General features: G+C 66.8%; 16 protein-coding genes. 10 read left to right on the forward strand and 6 right to left on the reverse strand.

Annotated features, from left to right (window positions below):
• Window positions 1-243 precede the first annotated feature (243 nt).
• Window positions 244-1,401: a hypothetical protein gene (locus ACILRJ_RS13535; protein WP_395683723.1), complete on the forward strand. Its 1,158-nt coding sequence runs from the start codon at window positions 244-246 to the stop codon at window positions 1,399-1,401.
• A 579-nt stretch (window positions 1,402-1,980) separates the two neighbouring features.
• Here ACILRJ_RS13535 and greB read toward each other — a convergent pair.
• A complete protein-coding gene (gene greB, locus ACILRJ_RS13540) occupies window positions 1,981-2,490 on the reverse strand; it encodes a transcription elongation factor GreB (protein ID WP_395683724.1) in 510 nt (169 codons plus the stop codon).
• A gap of 119 nt (window positions 2,491-2,609) precedes the next feature.
• Here greB and ACILRJ_RS13545 point away from each other — a divergent pair, with 119 nt between their 5' ends.
• On the forward strand, window positions 2,610-4,097 hold the full coding sequence (locus ACILRJ_RS13545; protein WP_395683725.1) for a rhomboid family intramembrane serine protease: 1,488 nt from the start codon (window positions 2,610-2,612) through the stop codon (window positions 4,095-4,097).
• Window positions 4,098-4,235: 138 nt separating this feature from the next.
• Here ACILRJ_RS13545 and ACILRJ_RS13550 read toward each other — a convergent pair whose 3' ends face one another.
• Window positions 4,236-5,543 carry a hypothetical protein gene (locus ACILRJ_RS13550; RefSeq protein ID WP_395683726.1) on the reverse strand — a complete coding sequence of 436 codons (1,308 nt, stop codon included), beginning with the start codon at window positions 5,541-5,543 and terminating at the stop codon, window positions 4,236-4,238.
• A gap of 2 nt (window positions 5,544-5,545) precedes the next feature.
• Window positions 5,546-7,024: a helicase HerA-like domain-containing protein gene (locus ACILRJ_RS13555; RefSeq protein WP_395683727.1), complete on the reverse strand. Its 1,479-nt coding sequence runs from the start codon at window positions 7,022-7,024 to the stop codon at window positions 5,546-5,548.
• 136 nt (window positions 7,025-7,160) lie between these two features.
• Here ACILRJ_RS13555 and ACILRJ_RS13560 point away from each other — a divergent pair, with 136 nt between their 5' ends.
• Window positions 7,161-8,690 carry a transglycosylase SLT domain-containing protein gene (locus ACILRJ_RS13560; protein WP_395683728.1) on the forward strand — a complete coding sequence of 510 codons (1,530 nt, stop codon included), beginning with the start codon at window positions 7,161-7,163 and terminating at the stop codon, window positions 8,688-8,690.
• A gap of 356 nt (window positions 8,691-9,046) precedes the next feature.
• Here ACILRJ_RS13560 and ACILRJ_RS13565 read toward each other — a convergent pair whose 3' ends face one another.
• The 3 genes from ACILRJ_RS13565 to ACILRJ_RS13575 all read right to left on the reverse strand — a co-directional run bounded on the left by ACILRJ_RS13565 (window position 9,047) and on the right by ACILRJ_RS13575 (window position 11,156).
• Window positions 9,047-9,472 carry a hypothetical protein gene (locus ACILRJ_RS13565; RefSeq protein ID WP_395683729.1) on the reverse strand — a complete coding sequence of 142 codons (426 nt, stop codon included), beginning with the start codon at window positions 9,470-9,472 and terminating at the stop codon, window positions 9,047-9,049.
• Window positions 9,473-9,639: 167 nt separating this feature from the next.
• On the reverse strand, window positions 9,640-10,512 hold the full coding sequence (asd, locus tag ACILRJ_RS13570; RefSeq protein ID WP_395683730.1) for an archaetidylserine decarboxylase: 873 nt from the start codon (window positions 10,510-10,512) through the stop codon (window positions 9,640-9,642).
• Complete coding sequence (locus ACILRJ_RS13575) at window positions 10,512-11,156, reverse strand: SCO family protein (protein WP_395683731.1); 645 nt, start codon at window positions 11,154-11,156, stop codon at window positions 10,512-10,514. Before ACILRJ_RS13575 ends, asd begins: the two co-directional genes overlap by 1 nt.
• A 168-nt stretch (window positions 11,157-11,324) precedes the next feature.
• On the opposite strand from ACILRJ_RS13575, the gene prmB reads away from it, so the two are divergent.
• The 7 genes from prmB (at window position 11,325) to trpB (ending at window position 20,677) form a co-directional block, all read left to right on the forward strand.
• Window positions 11,325-12,245, forward strand: coding sequence for a 50S ribosomal protein L3 N(5)-glutamine methyltransferase (gene prmB / locus ACILRJ_RS13580; RefSeq protein WP_395683732.1), 921 nt, complete (start codon window positions 11,325-11,327; stop codon window positions 12,243-12,245).
• A gap of 129 nt (window positions 12,246-12,374) precedes the next feature.
• The gene (gene aroC / locus ACILRJ_RS13585) at window positions 12,375-13,490 is read left to right on the forward strand and encodes a chorismate synthase (RefSeq protein WP_395683733.1); all 1,116 of its coding nucleotides are present in this window, start codon (window positions 12,375-12,377) and stop codon (window positions 13,488-13,490) included.
• A gap of 310 nt (window positions 13,491-13,800) precedes the next feature.
• Window positions 13,801-14,829 carry an aspartate-semialdehyde dehydrogenase gene (locus ACILRJ_RS13590; protein WP_395683734.1) on the forward strand — a complete coding sequence of 343 codons (1,029 nt, stop codon included), beginning with the start codon at window positions 13,801-13,803 and terminating at the stop codon, window positions 14,827-14,829.
• A 118-nt stretch (window positions 14,830-14,947) separates the two neighbouring features.
• Entirely contained in the window at window positions 14,948-17,671 is a 2,724-nt protein-coding gene (locus ACILRJ_RS13595) for a FimV/HubP family polar landmark protein (protein WP_395683735.1), read from the forward strand.
• Window positions 17,672-17,806: 135 nt separating this feature from the next.
• Entirely contained in the window at window positions 17,807-18,574 is a 768-nt protein-coding gene (gene truA / locus ACILRJ_RS13600) for a tRNA pseudouridine(38-40) synthase TruA (RefSeq protein ID WP_395683736.1), read from the forward strand.
• The gene (locus tag ACILRJ_RS13605) at window positions 18,571-19,191 is read left to right on the forward strand and encodes a phosphoribosylanthranilate isomerase (RefSeq protein ID WP_395683737.1); all 621 of its coding nucleotides are present in this window, start codon (window positions 18,571-18,573) and stop codon (window positions 19,189-19,191) included. The genes truA and ACILRJ_RS13605 overlap by 4 nt, the downstream gene beginning before the upstream one ends.
• Window positions 19,192-19,435: 244 nt before the next feature.
• The gene (gene trpB / locus ACILRJ_RS13610) at window positions 19,436-20,677 is read left to right on the forward strand and encodes a tryptophan synthase subunit beta (RefSeq protein WP_395683738.1); all 1,242 of its coding nucleotides are present in this window, start codon (window positions 19,436-19,438) and stop codon (window positions 20,675-20,677) included.
• The last annotated feature ends 125 nt before the right edge of the window (window positions 20,678-20,802 follow it).

The following is a 20,802-nucleotide window of genomic DNA, read 5'->3' on the forward strand; positions in this document are numbered from 1 at the left end:
CGGGGCGCTGCCCGGGTTGCCGGAGGGGGCTGGAAGCGCCGGGACGTGCCCGGGAAGCGCTGCCGCGGCGCATCAGGGAGTCGCGGGTCGTAGCGCATGCGCCCCGGAGTCCAGTACCATCCATTCCTTGTCCCGCCGGCGCGGGACCGCGCGTGCGCAGGCGGTGGGGAACCGACATGGCCGAAAGGCCGGACAGGTCACCGCGACATGCGCAGCCCATGGCTGGATCCTGGAGACCCTCGGATGATTCGTATTTTCGAAGTGCTGATCGCTCTGCTGATCGTGTTCCTGCTCGCCGTCCTCGTCGGCGTGGTGTTGCCGGACCATGGCCATGTCGAGCGTGCCGTCGAGGTGCCCAGCCCGGTGCGGCAGGTTTACGACTCGGTCAATTCGTTCCGGCGCTTCCCGCAGTGGAACGGCATGCGCGCGTTCGACCCGGGCCTGAAGATGACCGTGTCCGGACCGGAAGCCGGCGTCGGCGCCAAGGCGAGCTGGACCAGCACTTCGCCGAAGGTTCGCGACGGCTCGCTCACGATCACCAAGACCGAGCAGGACAAGAGCGTGGAAATGACGCTCGACAACGACTGGATCGGCACCAACAAGAACTACTCGATCGAGTTGATTCCCGCCGCGAATGGCAAGACCGTCAAGATCGTCGAGTCCTACGACGTCGACTACGGCTGGAACCTGATCTGGCGCTACGGTGGCCTGTACATCAACGGTGAGCCGTCGGCGATCGTGCAGGGCGGCCTCGCGGGCCTTTCGCAGATGCTCGCCGGATTCCCGAACACCGACTACAAGGACCAGAAGATCGAGGTGGTCAATGTCGACTCGAAGCCGGTGTTCCTGGTGCAGACCAAGGCGAAGCGCTCGCTCGACGAAGTGGCCGATGCGACCGCGACTGCGATGACCGAGATCGATGCCGCCCTGAAGAAGGTCGGCCTGACTGCGGCCGGTCCGCGCATGACGATCACCACCGAATGGGGCGAGGAAGATTACACGTTCAGTGTGGCCGTTCCGGTCAGCGCGGCGTCGTTCACGCTCGACGGCCAGAGCTACAACATCGAAACTCCGGTGTCCAACCAGAGCGACGAGGGTGTCGACGACACCGGCCAGCCAAAAGTTTATGGTCCGGGCCAGAAGGATTCGAAGGGCATGCTGGTCGTCGAAGGCAACGTGCGCGCCGCGCTCTGGTACGGCGGCACCGCGCTGTACACCGAATATACCGGCAGCCCGGCCCAGCTCCCGCTGCTGCGCCTGAACCAGAAAGCCTATGCGGAAACGCATGGCTACCGTTACAGCGAAGGCGGGCTGACGCGCGCGTACGACGAACTCATGTCTTCGCCGGATACGCCGGCGAACGAAGAGGTCTATCGCGTCTACCTGCCGATCACGCGCTGATCTGCAGCAATCGGATCGAAAAGGGCGGCTTCGGCCGCCCTTTTTCGTTGCGCTTCGCTGGGCTGTTGTTCGGGAATGCGCCTCCGCTAAAACCGACTCGCATCCATGCATGTTCGTCCCGCATCCATTCGGGCCGGTTACCCCTCTTGACTCCGGGCATCCTGCCCTGCGCCCTTCGGGCCAGCTTCGCCGTTCGCGCCGCTCCTGCGGCGCAGTGCTTGCCCAAAGAAGGGTAACCCCAAGAAGGGGCACTCCCCAACGGCAACGCCCGCCGGGCGTCCTGCCCGGCTGGTGCGTGAACGTCGGCCGAGGTTCGCCGACAGCGCATCCGTGAGCTGACGGCGAACGCGCGCGCACCGTGCGCGCGCCCCTGCGGGCTGTTTCGTCCGCCGTCCACCGTTGCCGAAGGGGACCCGGGTAGAAGCAGCGCGCTCCTGCGTGCAGAGGCAGAGCGACAGCAACAAGGCGTCAAGTTTGTTGCAGGAGCGGCTTCAGCCGCGATGCTTCTAGGCGCTCAGCCCGTAGGAGATGCGCACGCGGCGCTTGCCGCCATGCCCTCGTCTTCCGTGTGGGGAGCGGCTACTCGAATGGTCCTTCGTAGCGCACGGCGATTACGGTGAAGCGTGCCGGACCGGCGGGCAGTTCCGCTTCGAACTCGTCATCCGCCCGGCGCTTCAGTGCTGCACGCGCGAGCGGCGAGTCGATGCTGATCCAGCCGCGCGCGGCGTCGGTCTCGTCGGGGCCGACGATGCGGTATTCGTGCTCGACGCCGTCGCCGTCCTCGACCCGGAACCACGCGCCGAAATAGATCGCACTGCGATCACTCGGCGTGCTGTCGATCACGCGCAGGAATTCGAGGCGCTTGCCGAGATAGCGCACGCGCCGGTCGATCTCGCCGAGCTGCTTCTTGCGGTAGGTGTATTCGGCGTTTTCCGAACGGTCGCCTTCCGCAGCCGCGGCGGCGAGCGCGCGCACCACCTCGGGACGGCGCACGCGCCACAGCTCGTCGAGCTCCTGCTTGAGGCGCAGGTGGCCGTCGGCGGTGATCACGGCGGTCGAAGCGGCGGTCGGTGCGCGCCAGCGGCCCATGCAAATCCTCGTTGCCGGCTCGCGTGCCGGCGTCGATCGCGAAACTACGGTGCGGGTGCCATCACGTCAACGGTGCGAATGCGTAGAATCACTGCTTCATCCCGCGAAGGAAATCGTGCTTGCTGATCCTGCCGATGCACCGCGCCCTCACGCGCGCGAACTTTCCGTGGGCGACCTTCGGCCTGATCCTCGCCAACGTGTTCGTGTTCTTCGGCCTGCAGCTCGGCGACGACGGCGTGCGTGATCGCGCGCTTGCGTACTACGTCGACGCGGATCTCGCGCAATGGGAGTTCCCGGCGTATCGCGAATGGCTCGATGTGCACGGCGATGCAGAGGAACGAGCGCAGGTGTTCACCCGTTTCGCCGACGCCGGCGATGTCGCTATCGCGGTGCAGGTGTTGCAGTCCGATGCGGACTTCATCGCCGCGCTCGAAGCCGATGAGGTGATTACCCCTGCGCTCGCCGGGCACGCGCAATGGCGCGAGCTGCGCCAGCAGTTCGACCGCCTGTGGGAAGGCGGATTCACCGAACGCTGGATGCTGCGTTATTCCGAGTTTTCGCCGCCGCGCATCCTCGGTTCGATGTTCCTGCACGGCGGAATAGGCCACCTGCTCGGCAACATGCTGTTCCTCGCTTTGCTCGGCCTGCTCGTCGAAGGTGCGCTCGGGCATGGCTTGTTCCTCGTCGTCTACCTGGCCGGCGGTTTCGGCGCCGCACTCGCCAGCCTCGCCTGGCATTGGGGCGACCACGGTTCGCTGGTCGGCGCGTCCGGCGCGATCGCGGCCTTGATGGGCGCGTACTGCGTGCTGTGGGGGCGTCGCCGCGTGCGCTTCTTCTGGTGGTTCTTCATCGTGTTCGACTACGTGCGCGCGCCGGCGCTGTTGCTGCTGCCGGTGTGGCTCGGCTGGGAAGTGCTGCAGCTGCTGTTCTCGCATGGTTCCAATGTCGCGTTCGACGCGCATGCGGGCGGCATCGTCAGCGGGGCGTTGCTCGCGTTCGTGGTGCGCCTGGGCGGGCGCGAGCGGCGCGACTTCCTCGATGAGGACGCTCTGGCCGAAGCCGTGGTCGACGACCGCGCCGCGCTGGCGAAGGCGAACGAACACATCGGCCGGCTCGAACTGCCGGCCGCGCGCGCGTTGCTCGAACCGCTCGCGTTGCGTCGCCCGGACGATCTCGACGTGCTCGTCGCGTCCTATCGGTGCGCGCGCTACGAACCGGGTGCGCCGCGGCTCGCAGCCACCGCGGTCGCGGTGTTCGCCTGTCCGGCACGCGGAACGGCCGAGCTTCGCGCGCAGAAGGAGGTCTACGACGATGCGATGAAGGCAAGCGGCGGCCGCCTCGTGCTGGCGCCGGAGCGACAGGTCGCGCTCGTCGCGCGTTGGCCGGCGATCGGCGAAGGCGTTGCGGCGGCGGCTGTGCTGGCCGGACTCGCAGCGAAGTTTCCGGCCGCGCCGGCGCTGCCATCCGCGCTGCTCGCGCTTGCGCGCGACCTGCGCACGCGCGGCGACGCGACGTGCGCCAGCGGCGTGCTCGAGTGCATCACCGCGACCTGGCCCGAGTCCGTCGAAGCGGACAAGGCGCGCATGCTGCTCGCCGATGCCGGATGATCGCCGCGCCTTGGCATTCGCGGTAAACCGGTAAAGGCTGACCCGCTGCGCGTGCCGTACCGGCTTGGATCAGAATCACGCGCGTCGTCATCCCGGCATTCGGCGGAATGACGGGCTTTCACTTGCCCGGACCTTCCCCTACGCAGGTTTCGCTGCGGGCGTTGCGAGTTTGTCGAGGAACGTCCGATAGGCCACGACTTCGTCGCGCAGCGGGTGTTGCGGAAATGCTTGCAGCACCTGGTCGAGCAGCTTGCGTGCGGTTTCTTCCTTGCCCATGCGTTCGGCCAGCAGCTTGGCGGCGAGCAGGCAGTTCTGCGGCACGTCGGCATGCCTGGGATGGCGCTTGTACGAGGCCGACACCAGCTTCAGCGCGACCTGGGTCGCGCCGACGTCGACGGCCTTGCGCGCGACGCGCGTGACTTCGTCTGCTTCGGCGAGTTCGAACGCGGGATCGAGCTCGAGGCATTCGCGCGCGACATCGACCGCGCGCCGGTCCTTGTCCTGCGCGATCAGGATCGTGATCCATTCGCGCCCATGCCGCAGTTGTTCCTCGCGCCGGCCGAGCAGGGCGAGCAGCTTGCGGTACTGTGCGTGCATCGCCTCCGATCCGCCGCGTCCGCGCAACTGGGTCGAGATCAGGTCACAGGCGGCTTCCGGCTTGCCGTCGCGCACTCGCTCGGCGGCTTCGTCGAGAAAGCGCTGGTCCGGATCGTCGGCGGCGCGGCGCAGCGGTGTTGCGGATGCGGCGGCGGGTTCGTAACCGATTTCGTCGTGATACTGGTAGATCAGGTAACCCATCAGGTGGAACGTTGCGACGACGACGTAGTTCGTGATGAAGTGGATCACGATCACGGACAGGAATGTCGGCAGGAACGGCACGACCATTGCCTGGGCGTAGCGCTGGCTGACGCCGAACAGGAAATACAAACCTGCCACCGCGATGTACGGCCAGCCCAGTCGCGTCATCACCGCGATCCAGGTCGCCGGATTCAGCGCGAGCCCGAGGTTCTCGTCCATCGCCAGCGACATGATCGCGCCGGGCAGGGCGAGTGCGAGGACGATAGTGACGATCGCTCCACCGATCGGGCCAAGCAGCCAGAACGCGACCACGTTGAGCGCGAAGAAAGCGACCTGCAGCCAGATCTGCGACCAGCCGAGGCTGTCGTCGACGGACACGGCGATCTCGGGCGGTTCGAGGCGTCCGTTCGCGGTCGCGCGCAGGCACTCGAACGCGTACTTGTAGAGCGCGACCCAGATCAGCAGGTCGAGCAGCCAGCCGAGGATGCCGAGCGGCAGGAAGTCGACCAGATGGCACAGCGCGAGCACGAGGATCGTGGTCAGCGCGCCCATGTGCGCCGGATACAGCGAGATTTCGCGCAGCCGGTTCCAGAACGGCACGATCTCGGCGTGCCGCGCCGTCGCCGGCGCGTTGTGGTTGGAAGTCATGGTCAGCGCTTCAGCGAGCCGAGCACGCCGCGCAACAGCGAGCGGCCGAGCTGGCCGGCCGCGTTGCGCACCGCGGATTTCGCGAACGCCTCGATCATGCCCTGTCGCCGGCTGGTGCCGAAGACCATGTCCTTCGCCATGCCGGTCCAGCCGCCGCCGTCCTTGTCCGCCGCCTTGCCGCCCTTCGCCGCGGGTTCCGCGGCGGCTTCCTGCTCGGCGCGCTGCGACAATTTCTCGAACGCCGATTCGCGGTCGATCGCGGTGTCGTACTTTCCGCCGACTGGCGAGCGTGACCGGATCGTCGCGCGTTCCTCGTCGGTGATCGTGCCGATGCGGCAACCGGGCGAGCAGATCAGCGCGCGTTCGACCGGCATCGGTACGCCACCCGCCTGCAACGTCGACACCAGCGCTTCGCCTACGCCAAGCTGGGTGATCGCCTCGACCACGTTCACCTTCGGATTCGGCGCGAACGTCTCCGCCGCCGCCTTGACCGCTTTCTGGTCGCGCGGTGTGAATGCGCGCAGCGCGTGCTGGATGCGGTTGCCCATCTGGCCGAGGATCACGTCCGGCACGTCGTCGGGATTCTGCGAGCAGAAGTACACGCCGACGCCCTTCGAGCGGATCAGGCGCACGACCTGTTCGACGCGCTGGCGCAGCGCCGGTGGCGCGTCGTCGAACAGCAGGTGTGCTTCGTCGAAGAAGAACACCAGTTTCGGTTTGTCGAGATCGCCGACTTCGGGCAGCTTCTCGAACAGTTCCGAAAGCATCCACAGCAGGAACGTCGTGTACAGCTTCGGCTTCAGGATCAACTGGTCGGCGGCGAGGATGTTGACGACGCCGCGGCCGGACATGTCCTGGCGCATGAAGTCGGCGAGGTCGAGCGCGGGTTCGCCGAAGAACTGGTCGGCGCCGGCCTGTTCGAGCGAGAGCAGGGCGCGCTGGATCGCCGCGATCGATTGCGTCGACATCAGGCCGTAGTGTTGCGACAGCTCCTTGGCGTGGTCGGCCGCCCAGGTCAGCAGCGCGCGCAGGTCCTTGAGGTCGAGCAGCAGCAGCCCGTTGTCGTCGGCGGCCTTGAACGCGACTTCGAGCACGCCCGATTGGGTGTCGTTGAGTTCGAGCAGGCGCGCGAGCAGGGTCGGGCCCATCTCGGAGATGGTCGTGCGCACCGGGTGGCCGAGCTTGCCGTAGATGTCCCAGAACACGACCGGGTTCGCGCCTGCGGACCAGTCGATGCCGAGCTTGTCGATGCGCGCCTTGAGCTTGTCGTTCATCACGCCGGCCTGCGACAGGCCGGCGAGGTCGCCCTTGACGTCGGCGAGGAACACCGGCACGCCAAGCTTGGAGAACCCTTCGGCCATCAACATCAACGACACTGACTTGCCGGTGCCGGTCGCGCCGGCAACCATGCCGTGGCGGTTCGCGTACTTGGCAAGCAGGAAGATTTCCTTGTCGCCCTTGCCGATCAGGATGTCGTTCAATGTGTTCCCCCGTTGATGCTGGCCGCCGCTCGATCGGTCGATTGTAGCGATGATCGAAGCGGATGACGCGGCGCGCACGGGTTGCCGCGCGCGCCGCGGAAGGGTTACCGTGCGTGGTTTGAACAGCAGGTGCGCGATGTCCACGCAATCGGTTCGAGTTGTCGGCGTTTCGCTTTTCCTGGTCGTGCTGGCGGCGTGCAGCGGGGTGCCGCAACGCGCGGGACGCCCGGCGGCCGCGCGTGGCGACGACGTCGCGAACGCGCTGTATGCGCGCCTCGACGACGACAGCCGGCGCTACGAGGCGGGCCTCGCGCTGGCGCGGTCCGGCGAGACCGGTCGGGCGCAAGCGGAGATGAAGGCCGCGCTCGATGACCTGCGCGCGGCGGCGACCGCCTGCGCCGCCACACGCGATTGCGACCAGCAGCGTTTCGTCGCCGGTTTCGACAACCTGCTGCGCGAGGGCATCGGCAGTCGATCCGACCAAGTCGTGGAGGGCGAGACCACTGCGTCGACGCCGGAGGCGACCGGCGAAGCCGGCGAGTCATCGCCGCTGGTCACCACCCTGCCGCAACTGAACCGCTCGATCGCCTTGCTGAAGGGGCGCGAGCTCGGCGACGTCATCGCGCTGAACGGTCCGGTCAAGGCCGCGCTCGAGGAATGGCTGACGCAATACCGCCCGAACCTGATGGCCGCGTACGAGAACTACCAGTACCTGCGGTTCCAGATGGCGCCGGAGTATGACAAGGCCGGCCTGCCGGAGGCGCTGCTGTTCGGCATGCTCGCGAAGGAGTCGGGCGGCAAGGTGCATGCGGTGTCGCGCTCGGGCGCGTCGGGACCATTGCAGTTCATGTATGCGACCGGATTGCGCTTCGGTCTCACCACCGTCGACGGTTTCGACCAGCGCTTCGATCCGCGCCTGTCGGCTCGCGCGAACGCCGCGTACGTCAACGAGCAGCTGGCGATCTTCAACAACAATCTCGAACTCGTCATTGGCGCCTACAATGGCGGCGAGGGCGCGATGCAGCGCCGCGCGGGCAGGGGCGAGAACGCGCAGAGCTTCTGGAGCCCGGATGTCTATGGCAGCGTGTCGCAGGAAACGCGTGAATACGTGCCGATGGTGCTCGCCGCCGCGTGGTTGTTCCTGCATCCGGAGCGCTACAACCTGCAATTCCCGAAGATCGAGGCGAAGCCGGGCAGCATCACCTTGAAGCGCGCGGCGTCGATCGCCGAACTGACGGTGTGCCTCGGTCAGGACGGCAATGTGCACGACGGCTGGTTCCGCACCTTGCGAAACCTCAATCCGCAACTCGATCCGCAGCAGGAGGAGCCAGCCGGTGCGCGGATCGTCGTTCCGCAGCAACTTGAAAGAACCTATCAACGCGATTGCGCCGAAGGTCGCTGGCAGCAGCTTGCAGCGGAACTGCACGCGGCCGTGGTGCCGACACCCGCGCCCGTCGCGCTTGCGCAGGGCGTGGCACGCAGCACGCCGTCGAATGCGAAGAAGGATCGATCCTACGTCGTGCGCAGGGGTGACACGCTGGCGGCAATCGCGCGCAAGCACGGCAGTTGCTCGGTGCGCGAAATCGCCGTGGCGAATGGCTTGCGTGCTCCGCACTATGCGATCAAGCCGGGTCAGACGCTCAAGGTCCCGACCTGCCGCCGCTGAGAGGTTGTGGATCGACAACTTCGGCGGGATCGCCTCCGGGCGTGTCCGCCACGGATCAGGTGCGACGCGATTTGCGATTCGCGGACGTTTCGACTTCGCGCGCACCGCGCGCTGCGCTCAACGCGAACGGCCCACCACAAGAAATCGGCAGTACGTCGATTTCTGCAGGTCCTGCGTTGCGTGCGCGAAGGCGGCGCATCCATGCGCCAAGTCCCGTCCTGTGAAGCGTGTCGTGGAGCGAGAGGTTGCGGCCCATCCATTGGCCGCACTGTCCACCCGGACGCGTCGTCCTGTCGCGCGAAATCCGGATTGAATCGAATGTGCGGGTTGCGCCGGGCGCGGAGCGTGGCCCGAAGTCAGGCGGCTTCGGCGTCGATCATCCAGGCGCTCATGTCGGCCGCCGGCGTGCCTTCCTTCAGCGAACGCAGCGAACGCATGACCTGCCGGTGCAGTTCCTGCTGCTCGCCGAACGGCGAATCCTTGGTCTCGTGGAAGGCCACGGTCAGCCACAGCGCGACGCCGCGCAGGCGAACCTGCAGGTTGTCCGAGCGCAGGCGCTCGAGGCCGATGTCGGTGCCGCTGCCCCAGGCGCGGTACTTTTCGTCCGGCGGGGTCGAATACAGGTGCGGGAACTCGCACTTGGAGGCGCTGCTGAACTCGCGCAACGCAATCCCGGCCAACTGGCGGCGCGCATTCGGCGGCAGCAGCTCCATCGTCTTGTTGATCTCGCGGAACTGCCGGCGCAGCTGCATCGCGCGGCTCAGGGCAATCAGTCTGGTCATGAGATGCATGGTGTTCCCCCTGCCCGTCCATGGGTTTGTTGATGGACGCAAAACCGGTTTCAAGGACGTAATACTAGGGCAACGCCACCCGCTGGGACCGCCCAACGCGTCACAAATTGCCGAAGTGCGTCACATTGTGACCGATGAGCCAGCGATTGGGAAGGGGGCTATCGGCCTGAATATGGTCGGGCGGCGGTCGATGCGAGGCGACCGATCGCCTGACCGACCCGCACCGGGGATTCCGCGGCGAGGGCGGGGTCGAGCATCGCCACACCCGCCGGCAACAGCACGATCGCGGTCGACCCCATGTTGAAGCGGCCCATTTCCGCGCCGCGCGCGAGATGGATGCCTTGTCCACGCCAGTCGCGGCGGGTGATGCGCGAGGCGTAGGGGGGTACCTCGACATCACCCCAGACGGTCTCGATGCCCGATACCAGCATCGCGCCCACCAGCACCACGGCGAACGGGCCGCGTTCGCCGCGGAAATGGCAGACGAGGCGTTCGTTGCGCGCGAACAGGCGCGGGATCGCGGCCACCGCGAACGGCGCGACGCTGAACAGGCGGCCGGGCGCATGCACGGTTTCAATCAGTTCGCCCGCAATCGGCATGTGCACGCGATGGTAGTCGCGCGGCGACAGGTAGACGGTGACAAAACTTCCCTGCGCATACGGCGTTGCCGCGTCCGCGTCGGCGAGCAGCTCGGCGACGCTGTAGGACTGGCCCTTGGCCTGGAACACGCGACCGGACTCGATCGCGCCGGCCTGGCTGATCTTGCCGTCGGCCGGGCAGAGCACGGCATCCGCTGCGTCGGCTTGTGGACGGGCGCCTGCCTTCAATGCGCGCGTGAAGAACGCGTTGAAATGCGGGTACGCGCGGAGATCGGTCGTCATCGCCTCCGCGAAGTCGACCCGATATGCCTTCACGATGCGGCCGATCAGGAAATTCTTCCATGGCGTGAACGTCCAGCGCGTTCCCCACATCACGAGGCGTGACAACAGCCGATGCGGCAGCACGTATTGCACGAGGACGGATGGTTTCATCAACGGCTCCGCGCGAGGACGGTGAGGTCGGAGGCGATCTTCGAGGCATCGAACGGAGGACGCAGCAGGCCAACCTGGTTGCCGTTCGGATCGATCAGCACGGCCGATGCGCCGTGGTCGACCTCGTAGGTACCGTCCTTCGGTTCTCCGCGCGCATACACGAGGCCAAGCGCGCGCGTGAGGCGCGTCAGTTCGGCATCGTTGCCGGTCGCGGCGATGAATTGCGGATTGAAGAACGCGACGTAGCGCGTGAGCACCTCCGGAGTGTCGCGCGCGGGATCGACCGAGATGAAGTCAAAGCGCAGGCGCTCACGCGCATCGGCATCGAGCAACTTCCACACCTGCTTGAACGTCGCCAGCGTGGTCGGGCAGACGTCGGGACAATGGGTGTAGCCGAAGAACGCGATGGTCCATCTCCCTTTCCAGTCGGCGTGCGTGAGCGGCTTGCCGTCACTGCGCGCGAGCTGGAACTCCGGCAGTGCGCGTGGAGCCGGGTAACGCACCACGCTCGCCATCTCGGGCAGGGCAGTGGTTCGCGGGCCGGACCAGCGTGCGCCCGCCCAAAGGCCCAAGGCGGCCGCGAGTGCGGCGATCAGGATCAGCCAGTTCGCGGAGACGCGGCCGGCGGTGCGGGAGGAAATCATCCATCGATTATACCGGCCCGATCACGGCGGCTGCGACGCGGGCTCTTCGGGCACTACCCCAGCCGTTCGCGCTGGGCGCAGCGAGCGCAAGCGAGCGAAGTCGAACCGCCCGCGACTCTCTGCGTTCCGGCCTTATACTGTGCGGCCCTTCCATGCGCGGATCCCCTCGTGACGCAGGAACTCGCGACGATCATCGATTTCATCCGCTACGGCGCGAGTCGCTTCGGCGCCGCCGGCCTGACTTTCGGGCATAGCTACGACAACGCGCTCGATGAAGCGACCCACCTGGTGCTGCATGCACTGCACCTGCCGCACGACCTGTCGCCGGCCTACGGTCAGGCGCACCTGACGGCGGCGGAGCGGCAGAGCGTGCTTGCACTGATCGACCGGCGCGTCGACGAGCACAAGCCGGTTGCCTACCTGACCGGCGAGGCGTGGTTCGCCGGCCTCAAGTTCAAGTCGGACACGCGCGCGCTGGTGCCGCGTTCGCCGATCGCCGAGCTGATCCAGTCGAATTTCACGCCGTGGCTGGACGAGCGCCACGTCGAACGCGCACTCGACCTGTGCACTGGATCGGGCTGCATCGGCATCGCGATGGCCGCGCACAACCCGGACTGGCAGGTCGACCTCGCCGACATCAGCGACGACGCGCTCGCGCTCGCACGCGAGAATGTCGAGTTCCAGGATGTCGGCGAACGCGTGCGAGTGCTCAAGTCTGACCTGTTCGGCAGCCTGAAGGGCGAGCGTTACGACCTCATCGTCAGCAACCCGCCGTACGTGACAGAGCAGGAATTCGCCGCACTTCCGCCCGAATACGGCCACGAGCCGAAACTAGGCTTGACCGCGGGCGAGGACGGACTCGACTTCGCATTGCGCATCCTTGCGGCGGCGCCGGATCATCTGAACGAGGACGGCGTGCTGATCGTCGAAGTCGGCGAGAGCGAACGCGCGCTCGTCGCGACCCTGCCGAACGTGCCGTTCAACTGGATCGAGTTCAACGTGGGCCAGATGGGCGTGTTCCTGCTGGATCGCCGCGATCTGGTCGAGCATGCCGCCGCGATCCACAAGGCCGCAAGCGCGCGCAAGTAGACCGTTTCGCCAATCAATGCCGCAAACCAGTGTCTTGGATGTGACGATGCAGGCACCGGGTCCCGGCGCGCCCCGGGGACGACGAGCAGGTCGCCGTTCCGAATCACGAATCGAGAAGCACGGCTTTCCATGTCCAGCAACACGTTCGGCAAGCTCCTCAGCGTCACGACCTTCGGTGAAAGCCACGGGCCGGCGATCGGCTGCGTCGTCGACGGTTGCCCGCCGGGACTTGCGATTGCGCCGGAGGACTTCCGCGCCGACCTCGATCGCCGCGCGACCGGCCGCAGCCGCTACACCTCGCAGCGACACGAGGCGGACGAGGTCGAAATCCTGTCCGGCGTGTATGAAGGTCGCACCAGCGGTACGCCGATCGCGCTCCTGATCCGCAACACCGACCAGCGTTCGAAGGACTACGGCGACCTGCTCGACACGTTTCGCCCCGGTCACGCCGACTACACCTACTGGCAGAAGTACGGCATCCGCGATCCGCGCGGCGGCGGACGTTCGTCCGCGCGTGAGACGACGATGCGCGTCGCTGCCGCGGTGATCGCGAAAAAGTGGCTGGCCGAACGGCATGGCGTGCGCGTACGCGGGCATCTCGCGCAGATTGGCGAGCTCGCGCCGCGCGCACGCGCGGACGGCATGATCGACTGGGACGCCGTCGAAGCCAATCCGTTCTTCTGGCCCGATGCGTCGATGGTCGAGGAACTGGAAAATTACGTGAATGCATTGCGCAAGGCGGGCGACTCTGTTGGCGCGCGGGTGACGGTCGTCGCCGATGGCGTGCCGCCGGGTTGGGGCGAGCCGATCTACGGCAAGCTCGACGGCGAACTCGCCGCCGCGCTGATGTCGATCAACGCGGTCAAGGGCGTCGAGATCGGCGCGGGTTTCGCCAGCGTCGCGCAGAAGGGCAGCGAACATCGCGACGAGATCACGCCGGCCGGATTCCTGTCCAACCATGCAGGCGGCATCCTCGGTGGCATCTCGACCGGGCAGGCGGTGATCGCCTCGATCGCGTTGAAGCCGACCTCGAGCATCCTGATTCCCGGGCGCAGCGTGAACCTCGCCGGCGAAGCGGTCGAGGTCGTGACCAAGGGGCGCCACGATCCGTGCGTAGGCATCCGCGCGACACCGATCGCCGAGGCGATGGTCGCGCTGGTGTTGATGGACCAGGCCCTGCGCCATCGCGCGCAGTGCGGCGATGTTGGCGACATCGTTCCGCGCGTGCCGGGGGCCATTGGCTGAGTGCGTCAATCCCCATACTTTCGAAACGGCACTTTCACAACTCCGTTCACCCTGGGCGCAGGCCTGTCCTGAGCGAAGTCGAAGGGCGCCGCTCGGAGCGGTTGCGCCGTCCCGCATCGAAGGTGTTTTGACTCCGCGGAGCTTCGCCCCGCTGGTCGACACGAAAGGTTTCATGAGGTGCGCTCGCCCTCAATGCTTTCTGTGCGGGTCGTTCGTGTTTCAATATCGAATCGTTATTGGCGTGCTCGCGTTCCCCGTTCCATGCTTGGCCGATTCCCTTCCGATTCCCTTCCGATTCCCTGCAGGTCCCATGAGCAATCATCAGAAGTTAAATGTCGCCATCGCGGGTGCCACCGGCGCGGTTGGCGAAACCCTGCTCTCGATCCTGAAGGAACGCGAGTTCCCGCTCGGTGAACTGGTGCCCCTGGCGAGCGAACGATCGGCGGGCGGAAAGGTGAACTTCGGCGACCGCGAAATAACCGTGCGTGACCTCGCGAGTTACGACTTCAACGGCATCGACATCGCGTTCTTCTCCGCCGGCGGCTCGGTCTCGCGCGTGCACGCGCCGCGCGCGGCGGCGGCCGGTGCCGTGGTGATCGACAACACGTCGGAGTTCCGCTACCAGGACGACATCCCGCTGGTGGTCAGCGAAGTGAACCCGCACGCGATCGCGCAGTACGTGAATCGCGGCATCATCGCCAACCCCAACTGCTCGACCATGCAGATGCTGGTTGCCCTGGCGCCGATCCATCGCGCGGTCGGCATCGAGCGCATCAACGTCGCGACCTACCAGTCGGTATCCGGCGCCGGGCGCTCGGGCATGGAGGAACTCGGCCGCCAGACCGCGGCGCTGCTGAACTTCCAGGAAGTCGAACCGAAGAAGTTCCAGGCGCAGATCGCGTTCAACCTGATCCCGCAGATCGACGACTTCCAGGACAACGGGTATACCAAGGAAGAAATGAAGATGGTGTGGGAGACGCGCAAGATCCTCGAGGATGCGTCGATCCAGGTGAACCCGACCGCGGTGCGCGTGCCGGTTTTCTACGGCCACTCGGAAGCGGTGCACATCGAGACCCGCGAGAAGATCAGCGCCGAGCGCGCGCGTGAACTGCTCGCTGCCGCGCCAGGCATCGTCGTCGTCGACGAGCGCAAGCCGGGCGGCTATCCGACGCCGGTGTCGCATGCGGCGGGCAAGGACGAGGTGTTCGTCGGTCGCATCCGAGAGGACGTGTCGCATCCGCGCGGACTGGATCTGTGGATCGTCTCCGACAACATCCGCAAGGGCGCCGCGCTCAACGCGGTGCAGATTGCCGAACTGCTCGCAAAGGACCATCTGTGACGGGCCCCCGCTTTGCGAAATCGTATCTGTGATCTATAGTTACGATTGTGTTATAAGCCCGTTTCGAGATATTCGAAAAACTGGGTCCATTACGTACGCCTCCGGGGGGCATGCCTAGATGAAACGACCGCTGCAACTTTCGCTTGCGATCGCGCTCGCGTTGGGCGGAACGAACGCGATGGCGCTGGGCCTCGGCCCCGTCCACGTCAAATCCAAGCTCAATCAACCGCTTGACGCCGAGATTCCGGTCATCCAGGGCACCGCCGGCGAAGCCGAAGGCCTGCTCGTCAGCTTGGCTGCGGCGGAGGATTTCGAGCGCATCGGCATCAGCCGCGGGCACCTCAACATCCCGCTCGACTTCTCGGTCGGCAAGGGCGCGAACGGCCAGACCGTCATCCGCGTCACCAGCAAGGAGCCGGTCCGCGACAGCTATCTCGACTTCCTGGTCGAGGCGAACTGGCCGAAGGGACGCCTGCTGCGCGAGTACACGGTCCTGCTCGATCCGCCGGTGACCGCGCCTGCGCGCAGCGCGCCGCCGACCTCGGTGGCCAGCGCCCCGGCGCCGACCCCGGCGGTCAAGCCGGCGGTCGAACCCGAAAAGCACGCGGAAAAACCGGCCAAGGTCGCCAAGGCCGAGAAGCCGCCCAAGCCCGAGAAGGAGCCTGTAGCCGCGACGGAGGCGAAGCCCGCACCGGTCGCCGCCGCGCCACGCAGGGTCATCGAGGGCGAATACGGTCCGACCAAGGCTGGCGAGACGCTCTCCGGCATCGCGCGCTCCGCCCGGCCGGACAGCAGCGTCAACATGGACCAGATGATGCTGGCCCTGCTCAAGAACAATCCGAACGCGTTCTACAAGGACAACATCAACGCGCTCAAGCGCGGCGCCATCCTGCGCATTCCGAGCGCGGACGAGGCGAAGGCGATCGGCTCGGCCAGCGAAGCGGCCGCCGAGGTGCGATCGCAGATCGAGGACTGGCAAGGTGGCCGCGCGTCGCCGACGCGCGTCGCGGCAGCCGCCGCGCCCGAGAAGCCGTCCAGTCCCGCCGCGACGCCTGCAAAGGCGCCGAAGGCGACCGCCAGCAGCAAATCGCCGAGCGAGCGCCTCGAGCTGGTGCCGCCGAAGGCCGGCAAGGACAGCATCGCGATGGCGGACCAGCCCGGCAGCGGTGGCAGCGCCGGTACCGGTACCGAAATCAAACGCGAACTCGCACGCACCAAGGAAGCACTGACCGCGCGCGACCAGGAAGCGGGAGAGTTGAAGTCCCGCGTCAAGGAACTCGAGGATTTGAAGGGCAAGAACGACCGCCTGATCAATCTCAAGGATTCGGAGATTGCCGACCTGCAGCAGAAGCTGAAGGAATTGCAGGCCAAGTCCGACGCCATCGCTAAGTCCGCGCCGACCAAGCCTGCCGCGACGCCGAGTGCGCCAGTGGCGACTGCAACGCCCGCGACAGCGCCGGCAGAAACCCCGAAACCTGCCGCGACCTCCGCGACGAGCACGCCGTCGACTACCCCGACGATCGACAAGAAGGACATCTGGGGCGACAGCGCAACGGCGAGCGCATCCGCGAAGCCGGGTGAAGCGCATGCGCCGTCGACGCCGGCCGCGACCGCTCCGTCGCACGAGCCGGCAAGCACGGCACCGACGGCGGCAGCCACGACTCCACCCGCGCCGGCGGTGACGACGCCGTCGACTTCGACGCCAGCCGGCGCGACGTCGTCGACTACGCCAGCGCCCACGACTTCTCCGGTCGCATCAACCACTCCGGCGTCCGGCGCGACCGTGACGCCGTTGCCGGCAAGTCCGCCGACGACCGCGACGACCGACACGGCGACGAAACCTGCAGTCACGACACCCGCGAAAAAGCCGACGCCCCCACCGGTGAACAAGGCGCCCGTGATCGAACCCGCGTGGTACGAAGCCCCTTGGGTCAAGCCCGCGGCACTCGGCGGCGGCGTGCTGCTGGTGCTGGCTGGCCTGCTTGGCATGCGCAAGCGCAAGCCTGCCGCGGCGGCCGCGGGTGCGGCGCGCGGCTCCATCGCCGACCAGTTCGGCGACTCGCCGTATCACGAGCAGCATGGTGGTAGCAGCAGTGACGTGATGGAAGCGGAGGCTGCATCGTTGCGCGAACAAATCGCGCGCGATCCGCGCAACCCGGGTCTCTACCTCGAACTGCTCAGCCTGTACTACGCCGAGCGCGACGTCGCCAGGTTCGAGGAGACGGCGGCGGAAATGCGCGCCCATGTCACCGATCCGCACCTGCCCGAGTGGCAGGAAGCGCAGGCGATGGGGCAGGAACTCGCTCCGCACAATCCGCTGTTCTCGGGTGAGCCGGTCCACGACGCGTACTACGACGCCCGCCATGCCGGCAACGCCGACACGGTCGAGCGCCCGGTGCTCGACGAGGACGATTTCGCATTTGCCGACCACGGCACGCCGGTGGCCGCTGCGCCGTCGGCGCACGAATCGGAGTTCGGTTTCGGTCTCGGCAATGCGCCCACTCCCGCGCGCGCGCAGCCGACGGTGCATGTCCCCGCACCCGTGCCTGCCGAGGACACGTTCTCCTTCGATGACCTGCCGCCGCTGGAGTCGCCGAAGCCGACGAAGCCGGTGGCAACCCCTGCGGCGAAGGAGCCCGCACCGACCATGAAGGAAACCCCGAACCTGGATGACGATTTCTTCTCGGGTGAAGACGCGACCGGCACCAAGCTCGATCTCGCCAAGGCCTACATCGATATGGGCGATCCGGATGGCGCGCGCTCGATGCTCGAAGAAGTCGTCGCCGAAGGCAGCGACGCACAGAAAGCCGAGGCGCATCGCCTGATTTCGGAACTGCGCTGATTTCGCCCGCGTGAAGCTCGAAGGCCGGGGATCTTCCCCGGCCTTCGTCGTTTCGGCGGCTCGCTCCCAGGAGCGGCTATCCTCTCCCGTCGGCCTCGAGTCCCGGGTCCCCGGTCATCTGCCCTCAGCCCTCAAATGCGCTTCGCCCTCGGCATCGAATACGACGGCACCGACTTTTTCGGCTGGCAACGCCTGTCGCACGGACGCAGCGTGCAGGGCGATGTCGAAACCGCGTTGTCGTTCGTGGCCGCGCATGCTGTCGAGGTCACTTGCGCCGGGCGCACCGACGCCGGCGTGCATGCGCGTTGCCAGGTCGTTCACTTCGACTCCGACGCCGTGCGCAGCGAGCGTGCCTGGGTGCTCGGCGCGAACTCCCGGCTCGCCCGGGACGTTGCCGTGTTGTGGGCGCGCCCGGTGTCCGATGAATTCCACGCGCGCTTCGGCGCGCGCGCGCGCCGCTACCGCTACACGATCCTCAACCGCCCGATGCGCGCGGCGCTTCAGAGTCGCTACGTGACGTGGGAGCGAACGCCGCTCGACATCGACGCGATGCAGCGTGCCGCGCAGGCGCTGATCGGCGAACACGATTTCAGCGCGTTCCGCACGGTCGCCTGCCAGGCGAACTCGCCCAACCGGAACGTGCGCGAGATCACCGTTTCGCGTTGCGGCGACGAGATCGCGATCGACATCGAGGCGAACGCATTCCTGCATCATATGGTGCGCAACATCGTCGGCTCGCTGCTGCCGGTCGGTCGCGGCGAACGCGACGAGGCGTGGTTGGCGGAGCTGTTGCAAGGGCGCGATCGGAGCGTGGCCGGCCCCACCGCACCGGCGACTGGACTGACCTTTCTCGCGCCGCGCTATCCCGCGCAATGGAACCTGCCCATCGAGGTTTGCCTGTGACCACACGCATCAAATTCTGCGGCATCACCCGCCCCCAGGACGCGCGCTTTGCAATCGAACTCGGCGTCGACGCGATCGGCCTGGTGTTCACGCGCCGCAGCCAGCGTTTTCTCGGCATCAGCCAGGCGCGCGAGATCCGCCGCATGCTGCCGCCGTTCATGAGTGCGGTCGCGCTGTTCATGGACGACGCGCCGTCGTGGATCGAGGAAGTGATCGCCGGCGTGCAGCCGGACCTGCTGCAATTCCATGGTGCCGAGGCGGGACCATTCGCCGCGAGCTTCTCGCGCCCCTACGTGAAGGTGGTGCCGATGGCGAGCATCGACGATGCGGCCGCGTACGTCGGTCTGCATCCGGCCGCGAGCGGCTTCGTGCTCGACAGCCATGCGCTTGGCGCGCTCGGCGGCACCGGCGAGACGTTCGACTGGAAGCGCGCGCCGCGCATCGGCAAGCCGACAATCCTCGCCGGTGGTCTTGACCCGGGCAATGTCGCGCAGGCGATTGCGCTGGTGCGGCCGTACGCCGTCGATGTGTCGAGCGGGATCGAAACCGCGTCGGGCATCAAGGAGTCCGGAAAGATGCGCCGTTTCGTCGAGGCAGTCCGTGCGGCCGACGGATGAGCGGGCGAAAGCGACCCGGACCGTGTACGCTATGCGCCCATCGATGAACCGCTTGAACCGCCCGTTCCCGACGCCCCCGTCCGGCCGCTCGCTGCGCCGCTGGCGCCGCGTGCCTGCCGCCGCTGTGCGATAGCAGCGAAGTCCAGTCGCCCGTCCGGCCGACGCTCGGCCGACCTCACCATCCAAGGCGCGCGATGTGCGCCGCCTCGCGCTCCCGCGAGGCCTGTCCGATCCGGAGAATTCCATGCCGGCGAAGCCCTGCAACGATGTCGCGTCCGCCACGACGATCGACTACATGCAATATCCCGACGCGCACGGCCGTTTCGGCGAATACGGCGGAACGTATGTCGCCGAAACGCTGATCGCGCCACTCGCCGAACTCGATGCGGCTTACCAGGCGCTGCGTGTCGATCCGGCCTTCATTGCCGAGTTCGAGCGCGACCTCAAACATTACGTCGGTCGTCCGTCCCCGATCTACCACGCCGAACGGCTGTCGAACGACGTCGGTGGCGCGCAGATCCTGCTCAAGCGCGAAGATCTCAATCACACCGGCGCACACAAGATCAACAACACGATCGGCCAGGCGCTCGTCGCGCGCCACATGCGCAAGCGCCGCATCATCGCCGAAACCGGTGCAGGCCAGCACGGCGTCGCGACCGCGACGGTGTGCGCGCGTTTCGGCCTCGACTGCGTCGTCTATATGGGTGCGACCGACATCGAGCGGCAGAAGATCAACGTCTACCGCATGAAATTGCTCGGCGCCGAAGTCGTGCCGGTCACGTCCGGCTCGAAGACGCTGAAGGACGCCTTGAACGAGGCGATGCGCGACTGGGTCACGAACGTCGCCGACACGTTCTACATCATCGGCACCGTTGCCGGTCCACATCCGTATCCGCAGATGGTGCGCGATTTCAACGCGGTCGTCGGGCGCGAGGCGCGCGCGCAGATGCTCGAACAGTTCGGACGCCTGCCTGACGTCATCACCGCCTGCGTCGGCGGCGGCTCCAACGCGATCGGCCTGTTCCACGCATTCCTCAATGATCGCGACGTGTTCATCGTTGGCGCCGAGGCGGCGGGCGAGGGCATCGCGAGCGGACACCATGCGGCTTCACTCGCGGCCGGGCGCCCCGGCGTGCTGCACGGCAACCGCACCTACGTGCTGTGCGATGACGACGGTCAGATTACCGAGACGCACTCGGTCTCCGCCGGTCTCGACTATCCAGGTGTCGGCCCCGAGCACGCGTTCCTCAAGGACAGCGGCCGCGCCCACTACGTCGGCGTTACCGACGACGAGGCGCTCTCGGCGTTCCATCGTCTCGCGCGCACGGAAGGCATCCTCGCCGCACTCGAATCGAGCCATGCGATCGCGCAGGCGATCAAGCTCGCACGCGAATTGCCGCGTGACAGGCTTGTGCTGTGCAACCTCTCCGGTCGCGGCGACAAGGACGTGCATACCATCGCGGCGCGCGAGGGAATCTCACTGTGAGCCGCGCGTGCGCGCAAGAAACGAGTGCACGGCTGCTCGCCCGACATCGCGGCGAAGGCCGGGATCCGGTTTCTTCACGCGATGCAAATCAGTCGCTGGGCCCCGGCTTGCGCCGGGGCGACGAG

The organism is Dokdonella sp., from assembly GCF_044227025.1.
Classification (GTDB): Bacteria; Pseudomonadota; Gammaproteobacteria; order Xanthomonadales; family Rhodanobacteraceae; genus Dokdonella_A.